This window comes from Bradyrhizobium sp. HKCCYLS3013 (genome assembly GCF_051167615.1).
GTDB lineage: Bacteria > Pseudomonadota > Alphaproteobacteria > Rhizobiales > Xanthobacteraceae > Bradyrhizobium.
In genome coordinates, this window is record NZ_JBNPTK010000004.1 from 233,366 (window position 1) to 259,185 (window position 25,820).

Here is a 25,820-nt window from a genome sequence, read left to right on the forward strand (position 1 = left end):
GCAGCGCGACACCCGAAGCATGATCGACGCCGCTTGGCCTACGCCGCCTGCGCTCGCGCCGTCAGCTCCGCCATGGTGGTGGACTTGAAGCTCGGCCGCGCCTCCAGCCGCTCGATCCACGCGACGAGATTGGGATGGCCGGCGGTCAGCTCCGCCCATTCCGGCGTCAGCGACAGGAAGCTCGCCTGCGGCGCGGCCTGCAGATCGGCCAGCGACAGATGATCGCCGACCATGAATGGCTGCTCGCCGAGCAGCCGCGACAACTCCGCGATGACGGCTCTCGCCTGCGGCATCGCGCGCGCGATCGCAGCCTCGTCGGTGGTCGTGCCGAAGAATTGCGGGCCGATGATGCGCTGGAAGAGGATGACGTTGCACACGCCCTGGAACAGGTACCAGTCGCTGATGTTCATCACTTGGTCCATGCGCGCGGCCTGCCGGACATCCGCGGGCGTCAGGGCCGGCTCGGGCAGCACGCGGTCGAGATAGCGCAGGATCGCCTGGGTCTCGTACAACGCGAAGCCGTCATGCGCGAGCGCCGGCACGCGCCCGAAGGGATGACGCGCCAGATGCGCCGCCCCCTTGGAGTCACCCGGCGCCATCGCCGCGAGCCGATACGGAACGCCTTTCTCCTCCAGCGCAATCAACACGCTGCGCCCGAACGGGCTTCCCGGCACGGAATGGACGACGAACTCGGACATCACGATCTCCCCACGCTTATGATGAACTTCTCATGATGACGCCGGCGGCCGCTCGGCCTCGGCCAGGAAACGCTGCAGCAGCCCCGGCCAGCCGCCGTCGACATCCCGCCGCATCGACGCGCCGGCCTCGCTGCCCATGGTTTCGAACTTGTGGTGCAGCAGTTCGACCCGGGTCGCGTCCGGGCCCTCGGCCACGAACTGCACGTCGACCTCCGAGCGCATCGCGGCATCCGGCTTCCACTGCGCATCGACCTGCCACAGCATGATGAAGCGATGCGGCGGCTCCCACAGCGTGATCGTCGCGACCGTGGTCGCCGTGCCGTCCTCGGCGATCTCGAGCCAGTGGCCGCCGAGCTTCGGCTCCAGCAGCACCTTCTCGATCGGCTTGCGGCCGACCCCATGCGTATGCGGCCACCAGCGCGTCAGGCCGCGCGTGAACACGTCGAAGGCATGATCGATCGGCGCCCGGACATGGACAAGCTTCCGGACCGGCGCAATCACGGCACCCTCACTCATCGATCCTCCCTTTCGTCTGCCGATGCGTGCGCTCCGCCTCGATCTTGAAGGCGAGCAGCGCGTCGTCCCAGAAGCTGTCGAGCCAGTCGCGCAGCTCGGCCAACCCCTCACGGCGCAAAGCGTAGATGCGCCGCACCCCCTCGCTGCGTTCCTCGACCAGGCCGGCATCCTTCAGCACCTTCAGATGCTGCGAGACGGCCGGCCGCGACACCGGCATTCCCGCCGCAATCGCGTGGACCGGGCGCGGCCCGCCGCGCAGCCGCTCGAACACCTCCCGCCGCGTCGGGTCCGCCAAAACGTTCAGCGCCACTTCGTAAGTCATGACTTACTGTAAGCCAATACTTACCAAACTGTCAAGGATGCCGGCTCGACGCGGAACACGAGAGTCTGATCCAGCAGATCTCGCCACCGCCGGTTGCAGGGAGAAACCCGCCGTTAACCACAACCGAACCACGGTGGAACCAACGGCTGCCGGCGTTCCGAGTCGATCACCTGCGTGCGACGTTCCGAGGCCAGCCGGGGCTCGCCATCAATGAGAGGCACGATGCTGGGATTCCGCAGCCGAAAGAACGAACCGTCGGATGCCCCGCCCGCCCCCGACACGGACGCACACGACGCCTTCCAGAACACGCTGGCGCGGTGCCTGGGCGACTGGGCGGACGGCAGGCTCAACCGCGATGTCGCTGATGTCGACGCTGCCGCGCTACGTGCCAGGCTCAAGCCGCAACTGATCGAGGCCATCCATCGCCTGGGCATCGCGCTGGCCACCCGCGCCTCCCAGGACCTGGATTCCATCGTCGACCTCTGCATCAACAGCAACGAAGCCTCGATCAGCGCGGCGCGCCTGATCGGCGCCTCCAACAATCAATCCGAGCGCTGCCAGAGCCTCGCTTCGGCCTCGGTGGAGATGCAGGCCTCCGTGCACACCATCCGGGCGACGTCGACCCAGGCTGCAGCCGAGGCCGCCGCGACCCGCCAGGCCGTCGAGGACAGCGTGACCGCGGTGCGGCGGACGTTGCAGACGATGAACGGCATCGCCAGCTCCGTGCGCGACACCTCGGCAAAGATCGCCGATCTCAGCGCCGCCTCCGCCGAGATCGGATCCATCGTCGGCACCATCGACGCGATCGCCAACCAGACCAACCTGCTGGCGCTCAATGCCACCATCGAGGCGGCGCGCGCCGGCGAGTTCGGACGCGGCTTCGCCGTCGTTGCGGCCGAGGTCAAGAACCTGTCGCAGCAGACGACCAAGGCGACGGAGGACATCAAGGGCCGCATCGAGCGGCTGCAGGGCGAGATGAGCGGCATCGTCGAGGCCATGGCCGGCGGCGCCAAGGCGGTCGAGGTCGGCATGTCCGAGATGGACGATCTGGCGCAGGCGATCGATCAGGCCGGCACCCGGACCGCGGTGGTCAGCACCAAGATGGACGAAATCTCCGGCATTCTCGCCGAGCAGTCCGCCGCGACCGACGAGGTCGCACAGGGCATCACCGTCATCGCCGATCTCGCGACCGCCAATGCCAACGAGGTGATGTCGCTCGCGGACACCATGGGCAATACGGACGCGAAGGTCGGCAAGATGCTGGGCGAGATCGCCAAGCTTTCGCTGGACCACCAGGTGGTGAGACTGGCCAAGGCCGACCACGTGATCTGGAAAAAGCGGCTGGTCGACATGTCGGTCGGCCGGCTGCAACTGCGCGCCGACGAGCTCTCCGATCATCACACGTGCCGGCTCGGCAAATGGTACTATGGCGAAGGCGGTCGGCGTTTGGCCGGGGATCCGGCATTCCGCAACCTCGAGCGCCCGCACGAGGCGGTGCACCGCCACGGCAAGGAAGCGGCGCGGCTGTTCAGCTCAGGGCACATCGAGGAAGCGCTCAATGAGATCGGCCGGGTCGAGGTCGCATCCAGCGAGGTGCTGGCGGCGCTGGACCAGATCAAGGCGTGATTGAAGATCGTCGTTCCGCGTGAGATGCGTAGCCCGGATGAGCGCAGCGACATCCGGGCTACGCATCTCACGCACGGCGGTGGCGAACCCGCATGTCGCTGCGCTCATGCGGGCTACACGACCTCCGCTACTCGCTCTTCTCGACGTTCCAGAACACCGGCACGGCCTGCCCTTCCAGCACGCCGGTGATCGACTTGCGCCAGGCGCTCGGCATGAACCATTGGCCGAGCGGCACGTAGATCACCTGATCGTAGACCTCCTGCTGAATCTGGGCGGCGATCCGCTTCTGGTCCTCCGGCTTGGTGGCCTTGGCGAAGGCGTCGCGCAGCTCCTCCATCTTGGGATCGTCGGGCCAGCCGAACGGGCTCTTCTGGCCGCGCGCGCCGACGAAGGTGCTGCCGATCGGATTGCCGGAGTCGGCGATCACCGAGTTGGTGAAGAACATGTTCCAGCCGCCCTCCTTCGGCGACTTCTGGCTGGCACGCCGCGTCACCACGGTCTGCCAGTCCGTCGTCTGCAGATCGACCTTGAACCCGGCGGCGCGCAGGAGCTGCGCAGCGACCACCGGCTGCGCCTTCAGGGTGATCGCATCGCCCGGCGCGAGGATCACGATGGGCGTGCCGTCATAGCCGGCCTCGGCCAGCAGCTTCTTGGCCTGCTCCATGCCGTTGCCCTTCACCAGCGTCTCCGAGCCGACGTCGGATTCGAGCGGCGTGCCGCAGCCGAACACGGCGCCGCAGATCGTGTAGTACTTGGCGTTGCCGACCAGCGCGTCGAGCACGTCCTTCTGGTTCAGCGCCAGGAAGGCCGCACGGCGGATCTTCACGTTGTCGAACGGCGGAAACAGGAAGTTCATGCGTCCCAGGGTCTGGTAGCCGAACTTGTTCAGCACGTTCATCGACAGATCGGGATTGCCGGCGAGCACCGGCTCGAGGTCGAGCGGCGGGAATTCCATGAAGTCGATGTCACCGGCCTGCAGCGCGTTGACGGCCGTCTGCGCATCGGGCATCGAGACCCACTCGACGCGATCGACCTTCACCACCTTGCCGCCGGCCGTCCAGCTCGGCGGCTCCTTGCGCGGCACGTAGTCGGTGTTCTTCTCATAGACCGCCTTCACGCCCGGCTGGAATTCCGCCTTGACGAACTTGAACGGTCCGGAGCCGATCTGCTCCGAGATCTGCTGGTTCGCGGGCGTCTCGGCGAGACGCTTCGGCATCATGAACGGTACGTAGGACGACGGCTTGCCGATGGACTCCAGCACCAGGCCGTACGGCTGCTTCAGCTTCAAGGTGATGGTCTTGGCGTCGGTGGCCTCGAGCGAGGCGGTCGCCTCCATCAGCTTCTGGCCCATGCTGTCGTTGCGGCTCCAGCGCCTCAGCGAGGCGACGCAGTCCTCGGCGGTGACATCAGTGCCGTCGTGCCACTTCAGGCCGTCGCGCAGGGTGAAGGTGTAGGTCAGCTTGTCGTCGGAGACCTTCCAGTCCGCCATCTGCGGCTGGACCTGAAACTTGGCGTCCGTCCCGAGCAGGGTGTCGTACACCATGTAGCCGTGGTCGCGTGTGATGTAGGCCGGCGTGAACACGGGATCGATCACGCGCAGGTCCGAATGCATCACCGCCGTGATCGTCTTCTTGCCGGCGAAGGCCTCGGTCGTGACGCCCGCCATCGACACGGCCATGACCGAAGCGACGAACCATGAAACGAGCGCGGATGCGGTCCGGCGCGGAGTATGTGACATGCGATCTCTCTTGGCGTGAGCTTCCATCCGGGGGCCCTGACACCGATCAAGGCCTGACGAGGCGTCCTGCGTCGCGTCTGCAAACGCTTCAGCAAACAGTCTCGGCGAGGAGACTTGCAGCAGTTCCCTCGCAGGTCAATCGCCATGGGCGCATGGGTCGCCGCATCACGCGGATGCACATATCGCAATTGCGTCGATCACGTCCCGCCATCTGGAACTCGGCGGCTCCCGGTCTGTTATGCGCAGCAGCAAGGAGCCTGATGATGCCGAATGAAGTCACCAAACCGCGGGACAGCCGACGTCCGGCCATGCCGATCCGCACCGAGAAGAACCCGTCCCAGGATCAGATCAGCCCGCCCTTGATGGTCGAGGGTCTCGAAGCGGTGCGCGATCCGCACTGCTGAAGGGCGCTCACGCACAGGCGAATGCGGGAACAAAAAAGAGACGCGGCGAAGTTTCCACTTCGCCGCGTCTTTGTTTGCATCACGAGTGCGTTCGCCGCCTACTCGCTCTTGTCGACGTTCCAGAACAGCGGCGTCGCCGGGCCGTCGAGCACGCCGCTCAGCGACTTGCGCCAGCCGCTCGGTACCAGATACTGGCCGAGCGGGATGTAGATCACCTTCTCGTAGTTCAGCTTCTGGATCTCGGTGGCGATCTTCTTCTGCTCGTCGAGCGAGGACGATCGCGCATAGGCGTCGCGCAGCTTCTCGATCTCGGCATCCTCGGCCCAGCCGAACCAGCCGCCCTTTGTGCCACGGCCGCCGACCGAGACGTTCACCACGGGATTGGCGACGTCGGCGCCGACCCAGTTGGTGAAGAACATGTTCCAGCCGCCCTCCTTCACAGGTTTCTGGCTGGCGCGCCGCGTCACCACGGTCTGCCAGTCTGTGGCCTGCAGGTCGACCTTGAAACCGGCCTCGCGCAACAGTTGCGCCGCCACCACGGGCTGCGCCTTCAGGGTGGTGACGTCGCCCGGCGCCATGATCGCGATCGGCGTGCCGTCATAGCCGGACTCGGCAAGCGCCTTCTTGGCTTCCGCCATGCCGTTGCCCTTGATCAGCGTCTCGGCGCCGACGTCGGTCTCGAGCGGCGTGCCGCACACGAACACGGCGCCGCAGATCTTCTGATACTTCTCATTGCCGACCAGCGCGTCGAGCACGTCCTTCTGGTTCAGCGCGAGGAAGGCCGCGCGGCGCACCTTCACGTTGTCGAACGGCGGGTTGAGGAAGTTCATGCGGCCGAGCGTCTGGAAGCCGAACTTGTTCAGCACGTCGATCTTGAGCTCGGAGTTCGCCTCCAGCACCGGCAGCATGTCGTAGGGAAGGTTCTCCATGAAGTCGATGTCGCCTGACTGCAGCGCGTTCACCGCGGTCTGCGCATCGGGCATCGTGATCCACTCGACGCGGTCGACCTTCACCACCTTGCCGCCGGACGTCCAGCTCGCCGGCTCCTTGCGCGGCACGTAGTCGGTGTTCTTCTCGTACACCGCCTTCACGCCCGGCTGGAATTCCGCCTTGACGAATTTGAACGGGCCCGAGCCGATCTGCTCGGGAATCTGCTGGCCCGCCGGCGTCTCGGCGAGACGCTTCGGCATCATGAACGGCACCAGCGAGGACGGCTTGGCGATCGACTCCAGGACGAGTCCATAGGGCTCCTTCAACTTGAGCACGATGGTCTTGGCATCCGCAGCCTCAAGGCTCGCCGTGAAGTCCATCAGCTTCTGGCCCATGCCGTCGTTGCGGCCCCAGCGCTTCAGCGAGGCGACGCAGTCCTCGGCGGTCACCGGCGTGCCGTCATGCCATTTCAGGCCGTCGCGCAGGGTGAAGGTGTAGGTCAGCTTGTCGTCGGAGATCTTCCAATCCGCCATCTGCGGCTGGACCTTGAAATTCGAATCGGTCGCCAGCAGCGTGTCGTAGACCATGTAGCCATGGTCACGGGTGATGTAGGCCGTCGTGAATCCGGGATCGATGACGCGCAGATCCGAATGCATCACCGCCGTGATCGTCTTCTTGCCGGCTGCGATGGCCTGGGTGCTCAGCGCCGTCGAGAGCGAAAGCATGGAAACGGCGAGGCTCGTCGCGAGCGTCAGACGTTTCCAGCGCGGGCTGTGGAACATTACGAGGTCTCCTGAGTGGATGGTTTGACCTGAAACTGATCAGATCCAGACCATTCGTTGGGCGTGCAGATCAATCCTTGTGCGAACTAACATGCTGTAAGTCGCGAGCTTTCGACAGTTGCAGAGGTCGCCTTTCGCGTCAATCCGCATTCAGCGCATGCGGCCCTGGGCTGAGAATGCCGTTAACGTCTGCATAGCTTTCGCTTTACAAGGCGTGCGCAACTCCGTCTCGTGTCATGAGATCGCGACAAAGCCTTGAGAGAGCACAAATGAATCCAGCCCATCTTCCCTTCGATACCGACATCATGCTGCAGGGCTTGCGCGGCTGGGTCGAATGCGAAAGTCCGACCTGGGACGCCGCCGCGGTGGAGCGCATGCTGGATCTTGCCGCGCGCGACATGGCGATCATGGGTGCGACGATCGAGCGCATCGCCGGACGCCAGGGCTTCGCCGGCTGCGTGCGCGCCCGCTTCCCGCACCCGCGGCAGGGTGAGCCGGGCATCCTGATCGCCGGCCACATGGATACCGTTCACCCCGTCGGCACGCTGGCCAAGCTGCTGTGGCGCCGCGAGGGCAACAGATGCTACGGGCCCGGCATCTGCGACATGAAAGGCGGCAACTATCTCTCGCTGGAAGCGATCCGCCAGTTGAGCAAGGCGTCCATCGCGACGCCGCTGCCGATCACCGTCCTGTTCACGCCTGACGAGGAGGTCGGCACGCCCTCGACCCGCGACATCATCGAAGCCGAGGCGCAGCGCAACAAATACGTGCTGGTGCCCGAGCCGGGCCGTCAGGACAATGGCGTGGTGACCGGCCGCTATGCCATCGCCCGCTTCAATCTCGAGGCGATCGGACGTCCGAGCCATGCCGGCGCACGGCTCGGCGCGGGCCGTTCCGCGATCCGGGAAATGGCGCGACAGATCCTCGCCATCGACGGCATGACGACCGAGGACTGCACCTTCTCGGTGGGCATCGTGCATGGCGGCCAGTGGGTCAATTGCGTCGCCACCACCGCCACCGGCGAAGCGCTCAGCATGGCGAAACGGCAGGCCGATCTCGATCGCGGCGTGGAGCGCATGCTCGCCCTGTCCGGCACCACCGACGACGTGACCTTCAAGGTGACGCGCGGCGTGACGCGGCCGGTGTGGGAGCCGGATTCCGGAACCATGGCGCTGTACGACAAGGCGCGCGGAATCGCCGAGCAGCTCGGCCTGTCGCTGCCGCACGGCTCGGCAGGCGGCGGCTCGGATGGCAATTTCACCGGCGCGCTCGGCATTCCAACCCTCGACGGCCTAGGGGTGCGCGGCACCGACATGCACACTCTGAACGAGCACATCGAGATCGACAGCCTCGCCGAGCGCGGCCGCCTGATGGCGGGACTGCTCGCGACGCTCGACTAGATCGCGGCACGCGACGGCGCGCAGCCCGCATGAGCGTCAGCGACATGCGGGTCCCGCTCGTCGGCGCGGTCGCTGCGCTCGCCCGGGCTACGCTGCGCAGCAGCACGGTTTCATTTTCCGGGACCTGCACGGGGCGAGTGGACAATCACTCCGCAGCGCGCGCATGATGGCATGCGGCTTGCAAAGTTTCCGAGAAGGTTCGCCGCAAAAGTGCTGCGACATTGTTCGCAAATGCGATGGTTCGCGCGGATCACGAACACCGTGTCATCCTGCGCGCAGGAGCGGGCGAGCGCACATCGGAGACCTTGAAAGCGATGGATATCGGTGACATGCACACTCTCTCACGACGTTGCGCGCGTCGCCCCAGCACCATGAAGGCGGTTCTCTCAAGATGATCGGTTATCTGCTTCGCCGCATCCTCGCGTCCATCCCCGTGATGGGCGTGGTGGCGCTGTTCGTCTTTCTCCTGCTGCGGCTGACGCCGGGCGATCCCGCCGCGATTCTCGCCGGCGACAACGCGACTCCGGAGCAGCTCGAGCGCATCCGCATCACGCTCGGCTTGCACGAGCCGCTCTACATCCAGTTCTTCACCTGGATCAATCAGCTGCTGCATGGCGATCTCGGCGTGTCGCTGATCTCGAAGGTGCCGGTGCTGCAGATGATCGGACAGCGCATCGAGCCGTCGATCTCGGTCGCGATCTCGACCATCATCCTGTCGATCCTCGTCGCCGTCCCGCTCGGCGTCATCGCGGCCTGGAAGCACGGCACCTGGATCGATCGTTTCGTGATGGCGCTCTCGGTGATCGGCTTCTCGGTGCCGGTGTTCGTCATCGGCTACATCCTGATCCAGGTGTTCGCGATCAACCTGCGCTGGGTCCCCGTCCAGGGCTTCAAGAGTCTCAGCGCTGGCTTCGGCCCGTTCTTCGAGCGCATCATCCTGCCGACCTGCGCCTTGTCCTTCATCTACGTCGCACTGATCGCGCGCATGACGCGCGCCGCGATGCTCGATGTGCTCGGCGAGGACTTCGTGCGCACCGCCCGCGCCAAGGGCGTCAGCGAGATCGCGGTGCTGCTGCGGCACGCGCTGCGCAATGCGGCGGTGCCCGTCATCACCGTGATCGGCTCCGGCTTCGCGCTGCTGATCTCCGGCGTCGTGGTCACCGAGAGCGTGTTCAACCTGCCGGGCATCGGCCGCCTCACCGTCGACGCCGTGCTGGCGCGCGACTATCCGGTCATCCAGGGCATGATCCTTCTGACCTCCTTCATCTATCTCGCGGTCAATCTGCTGATCGACCTCGCCTACACCCTGCTCGATCCCCGCATCCGCTACTGAGGCCCTGTTCCGATGGCAATCGTCACCACTCCTGAGCCGTCGATCCCGGTCACCACGCGACTCGGGCCCCGGTTCGGCTTTCTGACCTCGACCCCGATCATCGCCGTGGCCACCGTGTGCCTGTCGCTGATCGTGATCATCTCGATCCTGGCGCCGCTGCTGGCGCCGCACGACCCGGTGCTGCTCGCGCCGGCGCAGCGGCTCAAGCCGTCGAGCGCGCAATATCTGCTCGGCACCGACGCCTACGGCCGCGACCTGTTGTCGCGCACGATCTATGGCGGCCGCATCTCGCTTCTGGTCGGCGTCGGCGCGGCGATCATCTCGATCGCGATCGGCCTGGTGATCGGCCTCGTCTCCGGCTTCTTCCGCTGGGTCGACGCCATCATGATGCGGGTGATGGACGGCCTGATGGCGATCCCGAGCATCCTGCTCGCCATCGCCGTGGTGTCGCTGTCCGGCGCCAGCGTCGGCACCGTGATGATCGCGATCACCATCGTCGAGATCCCGCGCGTCGCTCGCCTCGTCCGCTCCGTCGTGCTGACCGCGCGCGAGGAGCCCTATGTCGAGGCCGCGATTTCATTGGGCACGTCGATGCCCAAGATCATGTGGCGGCACCTGATGCCGAACACGATCGCGCCGCTGATCGTCCAGGGCACCTACATCTGCGCCGCCGCGATTCTCACCGAGGCGATCCTGTCGTTCCTCGGCGCCGGCATCAGCCCGGAGACGCCGACCTGGGGCAACATCATGGCCGAGGGCCGCTCCTACTTCCAGATCAAGCCGTCGCTGATCTTCTGGCCCGGCCTGCTGCTGTCGATCGCGATCCTGTCGATCAACCTGATCGGCGACGCCGCCCGCGACGCCCTCGACCCGCGCATGAAGCAGCGCGAGGCCGGCAAGTGACGGCACCGCTTAGCCCAGATGATCATCTCACTTTTCGTCATTGCGAGCGAAGCGAAGCAATCCAGGGCCACGCCCGCGACTCTGGATTGCTTCGTCGCTTCGCTCCTCGCAATGACGGCGGAGACCTGACCTAATGACCGACACCATCCTCGACATCGACAATCTCGTCGTCACCGTCGGCAAGACGAAGAACCCGAACGGCCCGCGTATCATCGACGGCGTCTCGATCAAGGTCGAGAAAGGCGAGACGCTCTGCGTCGTCGGCGAGAGCGGCTCCGGCAAATCGGTGACGTCGCTGACCACGATGGGCCTGCTGCCGAAGAACGCGCTGCATGCGGTGGGCGGCAGCGTCAAGCTGGTCGGCGAAGAGCTGCTCACCGCGACCGATCGCCGGCTGCGTGAGCTGCGTGCCACCCGGATGGCGATGATCTTCCAGGAGCCGATGACCGCGCTCAATCCGGTCGTGCCGGTCGGCCGCCAGATCGACGAGGTGCTGCGCGCGCATACGTCGCTCGATGCACGGGCGCGGCGCAAGCGCATCCTCGACATGATGGAGCAGGTCCACCTGCCCGACGTCGAGCGAATCTTCGGCTCCTATCCCCATCGCCTGTCCGGCGGCCAGCGCCAGCGCATCATGATCGCGATGGCGCTGGTGCTCGAGCCGAAGCTGCTGATCGCCGACGAGCCGACCACCGCGCTCGACGTCACCACGCAGAAGCAGATCCTGTCGCTGATCCGCGAGCTGCAGCGCGATCACGGCACGGCGGTGCTGTTCATCACCCACGACATGGGCGTGGTCGCCGAGATCGCCGACCGCGTCGCGGTGATGCGCCAGGGGCGCCTGGTCGAGACCGGCGCGCTCGACAAGATCCTGCGCGCGCCCGAGATGGACTACACGCGCAACCTGCTGGCCTCCGTGCCCAGCCTGATCCCGCGCCCGCCCCGCCCTGAGAGCACCGAGCCGGTGGTGCTGGAGACCAACGAGCTCGGCAAGGTCTATCGCGAGCGCTCGTTCCTCGGCAAAGCGCGCGAGGTCGTCGCCGCGCAGAACGTCACCCTCACCCTGCGCAAGGGCCGCACGCTCGGCATCGTCGGCGAAAGCGGCTCCGGCAAGTCGACGGTGGCCCGCTGCATCGTCCGGCTGATCGATCCGACCTCCGGCGGCGTCCGCCTTGCCGGCCACGAGATCTCGATCCTGACCCGGCGGCTGCTGCAGCCGCACCGCAAGCGCATCCAGATCGTGTTCCAGGATCCCTACCGCTCACTCAACCCGCGCCTCACCGTCGGCGAGAGCATCGCCGAGGGGCCCGTCAACTACGGCACGTCGCACGACAAGGCGATGGCGCGGGCGCGCGAGCTGCTCGAGCTGGTCGGCCTGCCCGCGGACGCGATCTCGCGCTATCCGCACCAGTTCTCCGGCGGCCAGCGCCAGCGCATCGCGATCGCCCGTGCGCTCGCGCTCGATCCGGACGTGCTGGTGGCCGACGAAGCGGTCTCTGCACTGGACGTCTCGGTGCAGGCGCAGGTGCTGGAGCTGCTCGACGAGATCCAGCGCCGCCTCGGCATCGCCATCCTGTTCATCACGCATGACCTGCGCGTTGCCGCGCAGATCTGCGACGACGTCGTCGTGATGCAGAAGGGCCGCATCGTCGAACAGGGCCCGGCCGGCGAGATCCTGACGCATCCGAAGGAGGCCTATACCAGGTCGCTGCTCGAAGCCGCGCCGGGTCGGAACTGGGACTTTGCGAATTTCCGACCCGTGTCTGAGGCGGTGGCGTAGCAGCGGCCGCTCCCGTAGCCCGTATGAGCGACAGCCGGCGCGCGGAACGCGCGGCGGCGACAGCGACATGCAGGGTCTCACGACCTGCGGCGATGAACCCGGATGTCGCTCCCGCCTTCGCCCTTCGGGCGCGGGCGCCCGCTCATCCGGGCTACGCGTTAGCGGCATGCAAAACGGCATCGCTCCATCGCTTGCGTGGGCCGCGAACCCGGGTCTAACGTCATCATACGTTCAACGGCCTGAGGCGAAGTAATGACGCGCGTCGCGATCGGCGGCTTCCTGCACGAGACCAATACATTCGCACCGACGAAAGCGGACTACGACGCGTTCATGCATGGCGGCGGCCGCGGCTCGATCGTTGATGCGACCTCCGTGCTCACGACGATGCGCGGCATCAATGCCGGCCAGGCCGGCTTCATCGCGGTCGCGGAAGCGAACGGCTGGGAGATCGTTCCAACCATCGCCTGTGCGGCGAGCCCCTCCGCGCATGTCACCCGGGATGCGTTCGAGCGCATCACGACAACGATGGTCGATCGCATCAGGGCTGCCGGACCGCTCGACGGCGTCTATCTCGACCTGCACGGCGCGATGGTGACCGAGCATTTCGACGACGGCGAAGGCGAGATCCTCGCCCGCGTCCGCAAGGTGATCGGCCCGCACGTGCCGCTGGTCGCGAGCCTCGACCTGCACGCCAACGTCACGCCCGAGATGATGGCGCATGCGGATGCGCTGATCGCCTATCGCAAATATCCGCACACCGACATGGCCGACACCGGACGCGCGTCGGCGGAGCATCTCGCGCTGCTGCTGCGGACGAAAGAGCCGCTTGCCAAGGCGTTCCGGCAGTTGCCGTTCCTGATCCCGATCAGCTGGCAGTGCACCAACGACCAGCCGACCAAGGGCATCTACGAGAAGCTCGCGGCGCTGCAGAGCGAGGCGGTGCCGACACTGTCGTTCGCGCCCGGCTTTCCCGCCGCCGATTTCGCCCATTGCGGCCCGAGCGTGTTCGCCTATGGCCGGACGCAGGCCGACGCGGACGCCGCGGCGGATGCGATCGCGGCGATCGTCACCGGCCACGAGGATGATTTCGACGGCCGCATCTACGCGCCCGATGACGGCGTACGCCATGCCATGACGCTGGCGAAGACGGCGACGCGCCCGATCGTGATCGCCGACACCCAGGACAATCCCGGCGCCGGCGGCGACTCCGACACCACCGGCATGCTGCGCGCGCTGGTGCGCAACCGCGCCAGCCGTGCCGCGATCGGCATGATCTACGATCCGCAGGCGGCGCTCGCCGCCCATGCAGCCGGCGAAGGGGCCACCGTGACGCTGTCGCTCGGCGGCAAGAGCGGCATTCCCGGCGATGCGCCGTTCGAGGAAAGCTTCATCGTCGAGAAGATTTCCGACGGCCGTTTCGTCGCGCCCGGCCCATTCTACGGCGGTCGCAAGATGGAGATGGGACCGTCCGCGGCACTGCGCATCGGCGACGTCAGGGTCGTGGTGGCCTCGCACAAGTCCCAGCTCGCCGACCAGGAAATGTATCGCTTCGTCGGCATCGAGCCGACCGAACAGGCCATTCTCGTCAACAAGAGCTCGGTGCATTTCCGCGCCGATTTCGAACCGATCGCCGAACATCTCCTGATCTGCGCCGCGCCCGGCGCGATGCCCGCCGATCCCTCCACCCTGCCCTGGACCAGCCTGCGTCCGGGCATCCGCCTCAAGCCGAACGGCCCGGCGTTCAAAGCATAAACCTCTCAACGGAAACGCACCCATGCCGACCATCGATCGCATCCAAGGTTACGCCGACGAGCTCACCGCCATCCGCCGCGACCTGCACGCGCATCCCGAGATCGGCTTCGAGGAGACGCGCACCTCCGGCATCGTCGCCGAGAAGCTCGCGCAATGGGGCATCGAGGTGCATCGCGGCCTCGGCGGCACCGGGGTGATCGGCGTGCTCAAGGGCAAGAACGACAGCGGAAGGAAGATCGGCCTGCGCGCCGACATGGATGCGCTGCCGATGGAGGAGAACACCAACCTGCCGTGGCGCTCGACCATCCCCGGCCGTTTCCACGGCTGCGGCCATGACGGCCACACCACGATGCTGCTCGGCACGGCGCGCTATCTCGCCGAGACCCGCAACTTCGACGGCACCGTGCACTTCATCTTCCAGCCGGCGGAGGAAGGACTCGGCGGCGCACGCGCGATGATCAAGGACGGCCTGTTCCAGAAGTTTCCCTGCGACGAACTCTACGGCCTGCACAACGCGCCGGACCTGGAGCACGGCGAGATCGCGATCCTGCCCGGTCCGGCCATGGCCGGCGCCGACTTCTTCGACATCCGCATTTCCGGCTACGGCGCTCATGGCGCCATGCCCGAGCGTTCCAAGGACGCTGTGGTGATCGCGACCAGCGTGGCCCAGGCGATCCAGACCATCGTCAGCCGCAATGTCGAGCCGCTGCAGGCGGCGGTGGTCTCGATCACCCAGATCCATGCCGGCTCGGCCTACAACGTCATTCCCGGCGATGCCTGGCTGTGCGGCACCGTGCGTGCGTTCTCCGACCCCGTGCGCGCGCTGGTGCGCGAGCGCATGCGCGCGATCTGCGCCGGCATGGCGGCGGCGTTCAATTGCGAGATCGATGTCGACATCCGTGACACGTTCAGCGTCCTGGTGAACCAGGAGGAGCAGTCCAAGGTGGTCGAGGAAGTCGCGCGCACCGTGGTCGAGCCGTCCAAGGTGCTGACCCGCTCGACGCCGAAGATGGGCAGCGAGGATTTCGCCGACATGCTGCAGACCATCCCGGGCGCCTATTTCTGGGTCGGCCATGACGGCTCGGTGCCGGTGCACAATCCCGGCTACGTGCTCGACGACAAGATCCTGCCGATCGGCGCCAGCATGTTCGCCCGCATCATCGAGACGCGCCTTAAGGCAGCCTAGCGCGACTGACATACGTCAATGAGCGGGCGGCAGATCGAGATGAACTTCGGCGTGGGAGCACCAGCATGCACAAGCCCGTCTCGGACGACATCACCTCGCTTCACGATCTCTCCGCCGTCGACCTGATCGCCGGCTACCGCGCGCGCCAGTTCTCGCCGTCCGAGGTGATGGACGAGGTGCTGGCGCACGTGGCGGCGTGGGAGCCTGATATCAAGGCGTTGTACCTGCTCGACACCGACGCCGCGCGAGCGGCGGCGAAAGCGTCGGCCGAGCGCTGGGCCAATGACGAGCCGGCCGGCGTGCTCGACGGCGTACCGGCGACGGTGAAGGACAATCTCGCCACCAAGGGCCAGCCGATGCCGCTCGGCGCAGCCAGCGTCACGCGCACGCCGCTCGCCGCCGACGCGCCGCCGGTGGCGCGGCTGCGCGAGGCTGGCGCGATCATCTTCGCCAAGACCACGATGCCCGACTACGGCATGCTGTCGTCGGGCCTGTCGAGCTTCCATCCGCTGACGCGCAATCCATGGGATCTCCGCATGAACCCCGGCGGTTCGAGCGCCGGTGCGGGTGCCGCAGCCGCCGCGGGCTACGGTCCGCTGCATGTCGGCACCGACATCGGCGGTTCGATCCGGCTGCCCGCGTCGTGGTGCGGCCTCGTCGGCCTCAAGCCGAGCTTCGGCCGCGTGCCGATCGATCCGCCCTATGTCGGCCGCGTTGCCGGCCCGATGACACGCATCGTCGACGATGCCGCGCTGATGATGAGCGTGCTGTCCAAGCCGGACAGGCGCGACGGCACCAGCCTGCCGCCCTCGGACCTGCACTGGAAGGTCGCGGAGAAGCCGGTGCGCAAGCTGCGCATCGGCCTGATGCTCGATCTCGGCGGCGTCGGCCAGCCGCTCGAGGAGCCGGTGCGCGCGACGACGCTGGCGGCCGCCAGAGCGTTCGAGGACGCCGGCGCCGTAATCAGCGAGGTCAAGGGCTTCCTGACGCGCGAGATGCTCGACGGTCTCGACAATTTCTGGCGTGCGCGGCTGTGGGACGATCTGGCGCGGCTGGCGCCCGAGGCGCGCGCCAAGACCCTGCCCTACATCCTGCAATGGGCCGAGCGCGGCGCCGCGCTCTCCGGCGTCGAAGTCGTCAGAGGCTTCAACGTCACGATGGCGCTACGCGCCGCCGCAGCAAGACTGTTCTGCGACTACGACTACATCATCTCGCCGGTCTCGCCCGGCGTGAAATTCCCCGCCGAGTTCGCCTCGCCGGTCAACGACCCGCAGGCGCCGTTCGAGCACATCACCTACACCGTACCGTGGAACATGTCGGAGAACCCGGCGATCTCCGTCAATGCCGGCTACGACTCCGACGGCTTCCCGATCGGCCTGCAGATCGTCGGCCGCCGCTTCGACGATGTCGGCGTGCTCGGGATGGCCAAGACGTTCGAGGGATTACGCGGCGAGCAGCGGCCATGGCCAAAGGCTCCGGCTTCACAACCATCCGCCCATTAGACGACGAGCTATCCCCACGCGTGAGCGCGGATTATCACTGCGACGTCGCCCATTGAAACAAGATGACGCTGCGTTATCAGCGAGTCTTGGGTGCAGGAATGGGCGAGTTGCCTTACGCCTTTCCATGCTGCGGAATGATTTATCGGGTCTTTGCCGCCACGCAACGCTGAACTATTGTGGTCACGTCGCGGGTCTTAGTTTGTGTCGTCATTCCGGGGCGTGCGAAGCACGAACTCGGAATCCATACTCACGATCGTGGTTATGGATTCCGGGCTCACGCCCTTCGGGCGTGCCCCGGAATGACGGCGGGATTTTTGGCTCGCCTAACTAATAACAACAGCGGACCAGGAAACCCCATGGCCTACCAGACCATTCTCTATGACGTCGTCGACAAGATCCTCACCATCACGCTCAACCGCCCGGAGAAGCTCAACGCCTTCACCGGCACCATGATGGAGGAACTGATCGACGCCTTCGACCGCGCCGACAAGGACGACGGCGTCAGGGCGATCATCGTCACCGGGTCGGGCCGCGCGTTCTGCGCCGGTGCAGACCTTTCGTCTGGTGCCGACACCTTCGACCGCGATGCCAAGCGCGGTCCGGTGAAGCGCCATGCCGACGGTCGCGTCGACTATTCCGATCCGCAGGTGCGCGACGGCGGCGGCCAGGTGACGTTGCGGATCTTCAAGTCGCTGAAGCCGGTGATTGCCGCGGTGAACGGTCCCGCCGTCGGCATCGGCGTCACCATGCAGCTTGCGATGGACATCCGCATTGCCTCGGACGCTGCACGGTTCGGCTTCGTGTTCTCCCAGCGCGGCATCGTGCCGGAGGCGGCGTCGAGCTGGTTCCTGCCGCGCATCGTCGGCATCTCGCAGGCGCTGGAATGGTGCTACACCGGCCGCGTGTTTCCGGCGCAGGAGGCGCTCGCCGGCCGCCTCGTCAGCAAGGTCGTGCCGCCGGATGATCTGCTGCCGACCGCCCGAGCGCTTGCGCGCGAGATCGCGGAGAAGACCGCGCCGGTGTCGATCGCGCTGATCCGCCAGATGATGTGGCGCATGATGGGCGCCGACGATCCGATGGAGGCGCACAAGGTCGACAGCCGCGGCATCTACGCGCGCGGCCGCTCCGACGACGTCAAGGAAGGCGTGGTGTCCTTCCTGGAGAAGCGCCCGGCGCAGTTCAAGAACACGGTGACGGCTGATATGCCGGATTATTTTCCGTGGTGGGACGAGCGGGAGTACAAGTAGTCGTCCGTCATTGCGAGGAGCAAACGGGTCCGCGCAAAGCGCGGCCCGATGACAGGCTCCACGACGAAACAATCCAGAGTCCCGTCTTAGCCCTGGATTGCTTCGCTTCGCTCGCAATGACGGCGAGCGGTGCCAAACCCCACCCTCGGTGTCGTCCCGGACAAGCGCGCGGCACGCGCGCGCCGATCCGGGACCCATAACCACAGGGCGCTGTTTGGCGAAGAACGACGTTCAGGGTGCCACAAGAGAGATCACGCGGTATGGGTCCCGGCTCAAGGCCGGGACGACACCGGTGGTTTGGCGCCGCTGTGTGCCTCAGTCCATCACCAGCGCGACCCGACCGATCGCCTTGCGATCGATCAACAGCCGCATCGCCGCGGCGTAGTCCGCGAACGGCACGCGATGGGAGACGTTCGGCCGCAGCTTGCCCTGCTCAGCGAACTCCAGCAGCGCCGCCATGCGGCGCTGGCCCAGCTCGGGATCCTTCCGCACCGCCTCGCCGGCACGGACGCCGAGCACGCTGGCGCCCTTCATCAGGATCAGATTGGTGCGTGCGAGCCCGATGCCGCCGGTGAAGCCGATCACCAGCAGCCGCGCGCCCCAGGCGATGCAGCGCACGCTGTTCTCGAACACCTCGCCGCCGACGGGATCGAACACGACGTCGACGCCGCGGCCATCGGTGATGCGCTTGACGGCATCACGGAACGGCTCGCGCGCATAGAGCACCAGATGATCGGCGCCACGCGCGCGTGCCACCGCGAGTTTCTCCTCCGACGACGCCGCCGCGATCACGGTCGCGCCCAGGAGCTTGCCGATCTCGACGGCGGCAAGGCCGACGCCACCGCCGGCGCCATGCACCAGCAGCGTCTCGCCGGGCCTGAGCTGGCCGCGATCGACCAGCGCGTGATGAGCGGTGCCGTGGCCGGCCAGATAGGTCGCGCCTTCAGCATAGTCGAAGGTCGACGGCAGCGGCGTGAGCTGGCTCCCGGCCACCACCGCCTCCTCGGCGTAAGCGCCGAAGCGCATCCGGACGATGACCTTGTCGCCGACGGCATGGCCGGTCGCGGCCGCGCCGACCGCGATGACGTCGCCGGCCGCCTCCACGCCGGGCGTGAACGGCAGCTCCGGCTTGAGCTGATACTCGCCCGCCGCCATCAGGATGTCCGGGAAATTGATGCCGGCCGCGCGGATCTTAACCCGCACCTCGCCCTCGGCCAGCGGGCGTGGCGGAAGGTCTTCGAGCTTCAGCTTCTCCGGCGGCCCGAGTTCGCGACAGACGATCGCACGCGGCATCAGGCGGTGCGTCCCTTCGCCCTCGCCAGCGCCTCGCGGATCAGCGGCATCCGGTCGTTGCCGAAATACATGTCGGTGGCATTGACGAAGATGGTCGGCGAGCCGAAGCCGCCGCGCTTGACGACCTCCTCGGTGTTGATGCGCAGCTGGTCCTTGATGCCCTGCTGCGCGATCCCATCGAAGAACGCCTTCGGATCGATGCCGACGCGCCGGCACACTTCGGTCAGCACCGCATCCCGCGAAATGTCCTGGTCCTCGCCCCAATAGATCTCGAACACGGCGCGCGCGAACGGCACCATGTCCTGGCCGAGCCAGATGCAGCCGCGCATCGCCTTGACGCTGTTCACAGGGAACACCGATGGCGGCATCTTGATCTTGAGCCCGGCCGAGCGGGACCAATCGCCGAGGTCCTTCAGCATGTAGGCCGCCTTGGCCGGCACCGGCTTCTCGCGCTGCGCATAGACGCTGGGATTGACGGTGTTGAAGATGCCGCCGACCAGGATCGGCCGCCAGACGATGTCGACGCCGAATTCCTGCGCGAGCGGCTGGATGTTGTGGAAGGCGAGATAGGTCCAGGGACTGGAGCAGTCGAAGAAGAATTCGATCATCGTATTTCCTCACGGTCTCGATAAGTTCGCCATTGCGCGCGCAAAAATCCGGAGTGTGGTCGTGGCCCCTGGATTGGTTCGCTTCGCTCGCAATGACGGAGAGAGTTGGCGCAAACCTCTCTCTCCGTCATTGCGAGGAGCGAAGCGACGAAGCAATCGAGGGGCTGCACACCCGGTCTTGCTGGTCTGACGTCATGCTCCTTGCGCTGTCGTGAATCCGCTCACGACCGCCCCGTCATCTCTTTCGCCCGCGCGCCGAACATCACATGGCGTGTCTGGTCGTTGAACGGCTCCTTGACGAACTTGCCGATCGCCAGCCCCGCCTGCAGCTTCGGCCGCGCGCGCAAGTCCGCGTACCAGCGCTTGATGTTTGGATAGTCGTCGAGGGTAAGGCCTTGCGCCTTGTGCGTCATCATCCAGGGAAAGCAGGCGATGTCGGCGATCGAGTAGTCGTCGCCGGCGACATAGGCGCCGGTCTTGCCGAGCTGCACGTCGAGCACATGGAACAGCCTGATGACCTCGTCGCGGTAGCGCTGGATCGCATAAGGGATCTTCTCGGCCGCATAGAGCGCGAAATGGCCGTGCTGCCCCATCATCGGCCCCAGTCCGGCCATCTGCCACATCACCCATTGGATGACACGCGAGCGCGCCCGCATCTCCTGCGGCAGGAAACGGCCGGTCTTGTCGGCGAGGTAGATCAGGATCGCGCCGGTCTCGAACACCGGGAACGGCGCGCCGCCATCGGCCGGCGCGTGATCGACGATCGCGGGAATCCGGTTGTTCGGGCTGATCGCCAGGAACTCCGGCTTGAACTGCTCGCCGGCGCGGATGTCGACGGGAATGACGGTATAAGGCAGCCCGAGTTCCTCGAGCATGATCGAGATCTTCCAGCCGTTCGGCGTCGGCGCGTAATGGAGATCGATCATCCTTCCCCGATTCCTTCCCCGGACCATTATGCCGCGCTGCGGAACACGCGAGGCGGCTTCGTTCTTCTGTACCTGAAGGGTAAGCCATGGCAGACAGGCGCTCAAGCCTGACCGCCCATATGCCGGAGAGTCCGACCATGCTGTTTCCATCGACCATCGCAGGATCGCTGCCCAAGCCGGAATGGCTGGCCGAGCCGAACGTGCTGTGGGCGCCGTGGAAGTCCAAGGGCGACGAGCTGGCGCGCGCCAAGCGCGACGCGACCATCCTAGCGCTGAAGCTGCAGGAGGATTCCGGCATCGACATCCTCACCGAGGGTGAACAGTCGCGGCAGCATTTCGTGCACGGCTTCCTGGAGCGTGTCGAAGGCATCGACTTCGCGCACAAGGTCGAGATGGGCATCCGCAAGGACCGCTACAAGGCGATGGTGCCGCAGGTGGTGGCGCCGCTCTCGCTGAAGGGCCGCGTCCATGGCGACGAGGCGCGGATCGCGCGCACCCACACGACGCACGCCGTGAAGTTCACTTTGCCCGGGCCGATGACCATCATCGACACCATCGCCGACAACTACTATGGCGATCGCGTCAAGATGGCGTTCGCCTTCGCCGAGCTGTTGAACCAGGAGGCCAAGGCGCTGCACGTCGACGGCATCGACATGATCCAGTTCGACGAGCCCGCCTTCAACGTCTACATGGACGAGGTACGCGACTGGGGCATCAAGGCGCTGGAGCGCGCCGCCGAGGGACTGACCTGCCCGACCGCGGTGCATATCTGCTACGGCTACGGCATCAAGGCCAACACCGACTGGAAGGAGACGCTGGGCGGCGAGTGGCGGCAATACGAGGAGACCTTCCCCGTGATCGACGCCAGCACGATCCAGCAGGTCGCGGTCGAATGCCGCAATTCGAAGGTGCCGATCGAGCTGCTCGGCCTGCTCAAGAACAAGATCGTGCAGGCCGGCGTCATCGATGTCGCCAGCGACGCGATCGAGACCGCCGAGGACGTCTGCAAGACGATCGAGGACGTCATGAAGGTGGTGCCGAAGGAGAACATCATCGCCACCACCAATTGCGGCATGGCCCCGATGCGGCGCGAGGTCGCCGAGGCCAAGCTGATGGCGCTCGGCACCGGCGCCAAGCTGGCGCGGCAGCGGTTCGCTTGAGCGGCCACGATTGACGGCGTACGCCGACCGATGCTGGCGCCCATCGCGACTCACGCGGTGCCCGCGGAGCATCACAGGTCACCACCTGTCTCCCGGTCGGCTCCTCTCGCACGCTGACGAGCGCTCGCGCGAGCACACCGGCCGGTAAGACTCCGGATGAATCAGCAGCAGCGTTGGGCCCGCTGCGCGCAGCGCTCATGTGCATCTTACTGTTAGTTTGGAGCTGCTCACTGCCGACGGGACGACATCTCGTCGTGATCAACTTCGGCAACCGTGGTAGCGAAATACCCAGCAACATCGTTGGCAGAGCAGTGTGTCTTTCGCGTTCTTGACAATGTGTGTACGAGCATTTCATTTCGTTACTACCTATTAACGCGGTGAGATTCCGCCGCCTGCATCAGTTTCAAATCTGACGTTTGCCTTCATTGCTGGGGATGGGGATGACTTGCATTGCGAGAACGATTACTGCTGCTCCGAAATCAAAGTCTCGGCGATGGCTGGCCCTATCGATCCTGTGCGCAAGCACCTTCCTGAGCACCCAGGCCCTGGCGATCGACGTCGCCAACCAGACCGACTGGAATACGGCGGTGGCAGCGGTCGCGGCCGCCGGCGCCAACTCGACCGTCACCATCAACATCACTAGCGGCTTCACGCTGTCGAGCTCGCTTGCGCAACTGCAGGCCGCCAACAGCAACGTCACGGTGAACATCACCGGCAATGGCCAGACGATCAACGGCGCCTCCTCGTTTCAGGGCATCGTCGTCAACGGTGCCAACGCGCCGACCGTGAACATCTCCAGCCTGGCGATCACCAACACGGCCGCGATCGGCGGCAACGGCCAGAACGGCCAGAACGGCTATTATAGCGGCGGCCTGGCCTATGGCTCCGGCGGCGGCGGCGGCGGCGGTCTCGGTGCCGGCGGCGGCCTGCTGGTCGGCAGCGGCGCTAACGTCACGATCGCCGCGGTAACCTTCACCAGCAACAGCGCCACCGGCGGCAGTGGCGGCAACGGCGGCAGCGCACAGAACGCGGCAGCCGACCCGGTGAACGGCGGCAATGGCGGCGCGGGCGGCGCCGCGAACAACGGCGGCGCCAGCGGCGGCGGCGGTGCGGGCGGCACCGGCGGACATACCGGCACGCAAGGCACGGCCGGCACCGCGGGCGCCGCGCTCGGCGACGGCGGCGGTGGCGGCGGCGGCTCAGGCACCACCAACAGCAACACCTACACCAACAACAATCCGGGCGGCACCGGCAACGCCAATGGCGGCAACGGCGGCACCGGCGGCGACGGCGCGACGAATGCCAGCGGCTCGGGCGGGCCCGGGCCCGGCTCCGACGGCGGCGCCGGCGGCAATGGCGGCGCAGCCAATGGCGGCGCCATCTACGTCGCCACCGGCGGCACGCTGACGATTCTCGACTCGCCGATTTCGGGCAACACCGTCACCGGTGGCGCCGCCGGCACCCCCGGCATCGGCATCGGGCCAAGCGCCATCAACGGGTTTTCGGCGGCGGCCGGCGCAGCGCAGGGCGCCGGCATCTTCCTGAGCGGCGTGACGGCCAATATCAGCGTGTCCGGTGGCGCCGTGACCTACGGCGACTCCATCGGCGGCACCGGACTGACGACCGGCGGCGTCAACACGGCGATCAACAAGACCGGCATCGGCACGTTGGTGCTGTCGGCGACCAATACGTTCACCGGCAGCGTCAACATCAACGCCGGCACGCTCTCGGTCGGCGCCACCGCCAATCTCGGCAACGTCGCCAACGACGTGATCATTTCCAACGGCGGCACATTGGCGGTCACCGGCACGACGACGTTCGCCAACGGCCGCGACTTCAAGATTGCCGGGCTGTCGACGATCGACATAGCCAGCGCGACCACGACCACGTTGCAAGGCATCGTCGGCGACGGCGCCTCCGCCGGCACCCTGGTGAAGGCGGGCGGCGGCATCCTGCTGCTCTCGGGCACCAACACCTACACCGGCGCGACCAATGTCGACGCCGGTACGCTGCGCGCGGGTTCGGCCGGCGCGTTCGGTGCCAGCACGGTCTTCAGCGTGCTGTCCGGCGCCACGCTGGATCTCAACGGCTTCAACAAGACGTTCGGCACGCTGAGCGGAGATGGCACCGTCACCGGCGCCAACGCGACGATCTCAGGTTCGTTCGCGCCAGGCAACGGCGCGCCGGCGTCCTCCATGGCTGTCGTCGGCAACCTCGCCTTCCAGTCGGGCGCGCAATACCTGGTGCAGGTGAATCCGACCACGGCGTCGTTCGCCACCGTCACCGGCACTGCGACGCTCGGGGGCGCCGCCGTCACCGCAACCTTCGCAAACGGCAGCTACATCTCCAAGCAATACACCATTCTCACCGCCACCGGCGGCGTCAGCGGCACGTTCAGCGGCATCACCAACACCAACCTCCCAGCCGGGTTCACCTCGACGTTGAGCTATGACAGCAACGATGTCTTCCTCAACCTCTCGATGGGCACGTCGTCGGCGAGCGTCAACCAGCAGAACGTCAGCAACGCGCTCAGCAACTACTTCAACACGAACGGCAGCATTCCCGTCGTCTTCACCGGCTTGACGCCAGCGGGGCTGACGCAGATCTCGGGCGAGACCGCGACCGGCTCGCAGCAGACGACGTTCAATGCGATGACGCAGTTCATGGGCGTCATGACCGATCCGTTCGTCGGCGGCCGCGGCGACCAGGGCTCTGCGCCCAGCGGCGCGATCGGCTACGCGGAAGAGACGCTCGCTTTTGCGTCCAAGCGCAATCCGAACGACGCGTTGGCCGCGATCTACACCAAGGCGCCGGCCGCGCCCGTGGCCAGGCCGGGCTGGAGCGTGTGGGCAGCCGGGTTCGGCGGCTCGCAGACCACCGACGGCAACACCGCGCTCGGCTCGAACAACACGACCAGCAACCTCTACGGCACGGCCGTCGGCGCCGACTATCGCTTCTCGCCGTTCACCATCGCCGGGTTCTCGATGGCCGGCGGCGGCACCACGTTCAGCGTCGCCAATGGCGGCAGCGGCCGGTCCGACCTGTTCCAGGCCGGCGCCTTCGTCAGGCACAATATCGGCGCAGGCTATATCTCGGGAGCACTGGCTTATGGCTGGCAGAACATCACCACCAACCGCACCGTGACCGTGGCCGGCGTCGACCAGCTGCGCGCCAATTTCGACGCCAACACCTTTGCCGGCCGGGTCGAGGGCGGCTATCGCTTCGTGGCGCCCTGGATGGGGTTCGGGATCACGCCTTACGCCGCGGCGCAATTCACGACGTTCAGCCTGCCGGGCTATGCGGAGAATGCTGTCTCCGGCGCCAACACGTTCGCGCTGCGCTTTGGATCGCAGAACGTCACCGATACGCGGTCGGAGCTGGGCCTGCGCACCGACAAGGCCTATGCGTTGGCCGATGGCGTGTTCACGCTGCGAAGCCGCTTCGCCTGGGCCTATGACTTCAACCCCAGCCGGTCGGCCGGGGCCACGTTCCAGACCCTTCCGGGCGCATCCTTCGTCGTCAACGGCGCGCGGCAGGCGCAGAATTCAGCGCTGACCACGGTCTCCGCTGAAATGAAGTGGCGGAATGGCTGGTCGGCCGCCGCGAGCTTCGAGGGCGAGTTCTCGGATGTGACCCGCAGCTACGGCGGCAAGGGCATCGTGCGCTACACGTGGTGACGCGCGGAGCTGCGCGCGGCGCATCCGTACGGCGCTC

20 protein-coding genes are annotated in these 25,820 nt (G+C 66.3%); 12 read left to right on the plus strand and 8 right to left on the minus strand.

Features of this window, described 5'->3' with window-relative positions; translation table 11 throughout:
* Positions 1-38: 38 nt before the first annotated feature.
* Genes ACQR1F_RS10060 through ACQR1F_RS10070 form a run of 3 tightly spaced genes read right to left on the minus strand, consistent with a single transcriptional unit; the run spans position 39 to position 1,536 of the window.
* Positions 39-698, minus strand: a complete 660-nt coding sequence (locus tag ACQR1F_RS10060; protein ID WP_315801079.1) for a glutathione S-transferase family protein — start codon at positions 696-698, stop codon at positions 39-41.
* A gap of 30 nt (positions 699-728) precedes the next feature.
* The gene (locus ACQR1F_RS10065; RefSeq protein ID WP_315801080.1) at positions 729-1,214 is read right to left on the minus strand and encodes an SRPBCC family protein; all 486 of its coding nucleotides are present in this window, start codon (positions 1,212-1,214) and stop codon (positions 729-731) included.
* The gene (locus tag ACQR1F_RS10070; protein ID WP_315801081.1) at positions 1,207-1,536 is read right to left on the minus strand and encodes an ArsR/SmtB family transcription factor; all 330 of its coding nucleotides are present in this window, start codon (positions 1,534-1,536) and stop codon (positions 1,207-1,209) included. The genes ACQR1F_RS10065 and ACQR1F_RS10070 overlap by 8 nt, the downstream gene beginning before the upstream one ends.
* A 222-nt stretch (positions 1,537-1,758) precedes the next feature.
* On the opposite strand from ACQR1F_RS10070, the gene ACQR1F_RS10075 reads away from it, so the two are divergent.
* The gene (locus ACQR1F_RS10075) at positions 1,759-3,162 is read left to right on the plus strand and encodes a methyl-accepting chemotaxis protein (RefSeq protein WP_434912946.1); all 1,404 of its coding nucleotides are present in this window, start codon (positions 1,759-1,761) and stop codon (positions 3,160-3,162) included.
* Between the two features lie 127 nt (positions 3,163-3,289).
* Here ACQR1F_RS10075 and ACQR1F_RS10080 read toward each other — a convergent pair whose 3' ends face one another.
* Positions 3,290-4,900: an ABC transporter substrate-binding protein gene (locus ACQR1F_RS10080; protein WP_434912947.1), complete on the minus strand. Its 1,611-nt coding sequence runs from the start codon at positions 4,898-4,900 to the stop codon at positions 3,290-3,292.
* Positions 4,901-5,163: 263 nt separating this feature from the next.
* On the opposite strand from ACQR1F_RS10080, the gene ACQR1F_RS10085 reads away from it, so the two are divergent.
* Positions 5,164-5,304, plus strand: coding sequence for a hypothetical protein (locus tag ACQR1F_RS10085; protein WP_315801084.1), 141 nt, complete (start codon positions 5,164-5,166; stop codon positions 5,302-5,304).
* Positions 5,305-5,402: 98 nt separating this feature from the next.
* Here ACQR1F_RS10085 and ACQR1F_RS10090 read toward each other — a convergent pair whose 3' ends face one another.
* Positions 5,403-7,016: an ABC transporter substrate-binding protein gene (locus ACQR1F_RS10090; RefSeq protein WP_315801085.1), complete on the minus strand. Its 1,614-nt coding sequence runs from the start codon at positions 7,014-7,016 to the stop codon at positions 5,403-5,405.
* Between the two features lie 269 nt (positions 7,017-7,285).
* Between ACQR1F_RS10090 and ACQR1F_RS10095 the strand changes: the two genes are divergently transcribed.
* The 8 genes from ACQR1F_RS10095 to ACQR1F_RS10130 all read left to right on the plus strand — a co-directional run bounded on the left by ACQR1F_RS10095 (position 7,286) and on the right by ACQR1F_RS10130 (position 18,119).
* Entirely contained in the window at positions 7,286-8,416 is a 1,131-nt protein-coding gene (locus tag ACQR1F_RS10095) for a M20/M25/M40 family metallo-hydrolase (RefSeq protein ID WP_434912948.1), read from the plus strand.
* A gap of 391 nt (positions 8,417-8,807) precedes the next feature.
* On the plus strand, positions 8,808-9,749 hold the full coding sequence (locus ACQR1F_RS10100; protein WP_315801087.1) for an ABC transporter permease: 942 nt from the start codon (positions 8,808-8,810) through the stop codon (positions 9,747-9,749).
* A 12-nt stretch (positions 9,750-9,761) separates the two neighbouring features.
* The gene (locus ACQR1F_RS10105) at positions 9,762-10,652 is read left to right on the plus strand and encodes an ABC transporter permease (protein WP_315801088.1); all 891 of its coding nucleotides are present in this window, start codon (positions 9,762-9,764) and stop codon (positions 10,650-10,652) included.
* Between the two features lie 133 nt (positions 10,653-10,785).
* Positions 10,786-12,432: an ABC transporter ATP-binding protein gene (locus tag ACQR1F_RS10110; RefSeq protein ID WP_434912949.1), complete on the plus strand. Its 1,647-nt coding sequence runs from the start codon at positions 10,786-10,788 to the stop codon at positions 12,430-12,432.
* 252 nt (positions 12,433-12,684) lie between these two features.
* Positions 12,685-14,184, plus strand: coding sequence for a M81 family metallopeptidase (locus tag ACQR1F_RS10115; protein ID WP_434838397.1), 1,500 nt, complete (start codon positions 12,685-12,687; stop codon positions 14,182-14,184).
* A 22-nt stretch (positions 14,185-14,206) separates the two neighbouring features.
* A complete protein-coding gene (locus ACQR1F_RS10120; RefSeq protein ID WP_434874259.1) occupies positions 14,207-15,370 on the plus strand; it encodes a M20 aminoacylase family protein in 1,164 nt (387 codons plus the stop codon).
* Between the two features lie 65 nt (positions 15,371-15,435).
* Complete coding sequence (locus ACQR1F_RS10125) at positions 15,436-16,872, plus strand: amidase (RefSeq protein WP_434838399.1); 1,437 nt, start codon at positions 15,436-15,438, stop codon at positions 16,870-16,872.
* A 356-nt stretch (positions 16,873-17,228) separates the two neighbouring features.
* A complete protein-coding gene (locus ACQR1F_RS10130; protein WP_315801093.1) occupies positions 17,229-18,119 on the plus strand; it encodes a crotonase/enoyl-CoA hydratase family protein in 891 nt (296 codons plus the stop codon).
* Positions 18,120-18,434: 315 nt separating this feature from the next.
* On the opposite strand, the gene ACQR1F_RS10135 is transcribed toward ACQR1F_RS10130, so the two are convergent.
* The 3 genes from ACQR1F_RS10135 to ACQR1F_RS10145 form a co-directional block, all read right to left on the minus strand.
* Complete coding sequence (locus ACQR1F_RS10135; protein WP_434912950.1) at positions 18,435-19,412, minus strand: NADPH:quinone oxidoreductase family protein; 978 nt, start codon at positions 19,410-19,412, stop codon at positions 18,435-18,437.
* Entirely contained in the window at positions 19,412-20,020 is a 609-nt protein-coding gene (locus ACQR1F_RS10140; protein WP_434912951.1) for a 2-hydroxychromene-2-carboxylate isomerase, read from the minus strand. The genes ACQR1F_RS10135 and ACQR1F_RS10140 overlap by 1 nt, the downstream gene beginning before the upstream one ends.
* Positions 20,021-20,241: 221 nt before the next feature.
* On the minus strand, positions 20,242-20,946 hold the full coding sequence (locus tag ACQR1F_RS10145; RefSeq protein WP_434912952.1) for a glutathione binding-like protein: 705 nt from the start codon (positions 20,944-20,946) through the stop codon (positions 20,242-20,244).
* Between the two features lie 137 nt (positions 20,947-21,083).
* Here ACQR1F_RS10145 and ACQR1F_RS10150 point away from each other — a divergent pair, with 137 nt between their 5' ends.
* Positions 21,084-22,106, plus strand: coding sequence for a methionine synthase (locus ACQR1F_RS10150; RefSeq protein WP_434913007.1), 1,023 nt, complete (start codon positions 21,084-21,086; stop codon positions 22,104-22,106).
* A gap of 440 nt (positions 22,107-22,546) precedes the next feature.
* Positions 22,547-25,783: an autotransporter outer membrane beta-barrel domain-containing protein gene (locus ACQR1F_RS10155; RefSeq protein WP_434912953.1), complete on the plus strand. Its 3,237-nt coding sequence runs from the start codon at positions 22,547-22,549 to the stop codon at positions 25,781-25,783.
* Positions 25,784-25,820: the final 37 nt, after the last annotated feature.

Coding starts and splice junctions, on each gene's coding strand:
- ACQR1F_RS10060 (WP_315801079.1), bottom strand. CDS start 698: ATGTCCGAGTTCGTCGTCCATTCCGTGCCGGGAAGCCCGTTCGGGCGC.
- ACQR1F_RS10065 (WP_315801080.1), bottom strand. CDS start 1,214: ATGAGTGAGGGTGCCGTGATTGCGCCGGTCCGGAAGCTTGTCCATGTC.
- ACQR1F_RS10070 (WP_315801081.1), bottom strand. CDS start 1,536: ATGACTTACGAAGTGGCGCTGAACGTTTTGGCGGACCCGACGCGGCGG.
- ACQR1F_RS10075 (WP_434912946.1), top strand. CDS start 1,759: ATGCTGGGATTCCGCAGCCGAAAGAACGAACCGTCGGATGCCCCGCCC.
- ACQR1F_RS10080 (WP_434912947.1), bottom strand. CDS start 4,900: ATGTCACATACTCCGCGCCGGACCGCATCCGCGCTCGTTTCATGGTTC.
- ACQR1F_RS10085 (WP_315801084.1), top strand. CDS start 5,164: ATGCCGAATGAAGTCACCAAACCGCGGGACAGCCGACGTCCGGCCATG.
- ACQR1F_RS10090 (WP_315801085.1), bottom strand. CDS start 7,016: ATGTTCCACAGCCCGCGCTGGAAACGTCTGACGCTCGCGACGAGCCTC.
- ACQR1F_RS10095 (WP_434912948.1), top strand. CDS start 7,286: ATGAATCCAGCCCATCTTCCCTTCGATACCGACATCATGCTGCAGGGC.
- ACQR1F_RS10100 (WP_315801087.1), top strand. CDS start 8,808: ATGATCGGTTATCTGCTTCGCCGCATCCTCGCGTCCATCCCCGTGATG.
- ACQR1F_RS10105 (WP_315801088.1), top strand. CDS start 9,762: ATGGCAATCGTCACCACTCCTGAGCCGTCGATCCCGGTCACCACGCGA.
- ACQR1F_RS10110 (WP_434912949.1), top strand. CDS start 10,786: ATGACCGACACCATCCTCGACATCGACAATCTCGTCGTCACCGTCGGC.
- ACQR1F_RS10115 (WP_434838397.1), top strand. CDS start 12,685: ATGACGCGCGTCGCGATCGGCGGCTTCCTGCACGAGACCAATACATTC.
- ACQR1F_RS10120 (WP_434874259.1), top strand. CDS start 14,207: ATGCCGACCATCGATCGCATCCAAGGTTACGCCGACGAGCTCACCGCC.
- ACQR1F_RS10125 (WP_434838399.1), top strand. CDS start 15,436: ATGCACAAGCCCGTCTCGGACGACATCACCTCGCTTCACGATCTCTCC.
- ACQR1F_RS10130 (WP_315801093.1), top strand. CDS start 17,229: ATGGCCTACCAGACCATTCTCTATGACGTCGTCGACAAGATCCTCACC.
- ACQR1F_RS10135 (WP_434912950.1), bottom strand. CDS start 19,412: ATGCCGCGTGCGATCGTCTGTCGCGAACTCGGGCCGCCGGAGAAGCTG.
- ACQR1F_RS10140 (WP_434912951.1), bottom strand. CDS start 20,020: ATGATCGAATTCTTCTTCGACTGCTCCAGTCCCTGGACCTATCTCGCC.
- ACQR1F_RS10145 (WP_434912952.1), bottom strand. CDS start 20,946: ATGATCGATCTCCATTACGCGCCGACGCCGAACGGCTGGAAGATCTCG.
- ACQR1F_RS10150 (WP_434913007.1), top strand. CDS start 21,084: ATGCTGTTTCCATCGACCATCGCAGGATCGCTGCCCAAGCCGGAATGG.
- ACQR1F_RS10155 (WP_434912953.1), top strand. CDS start 22,547: ATGACTTGCATTGCGAGAACGATTACTGCTGCTCCGAAATCAAAGTCT.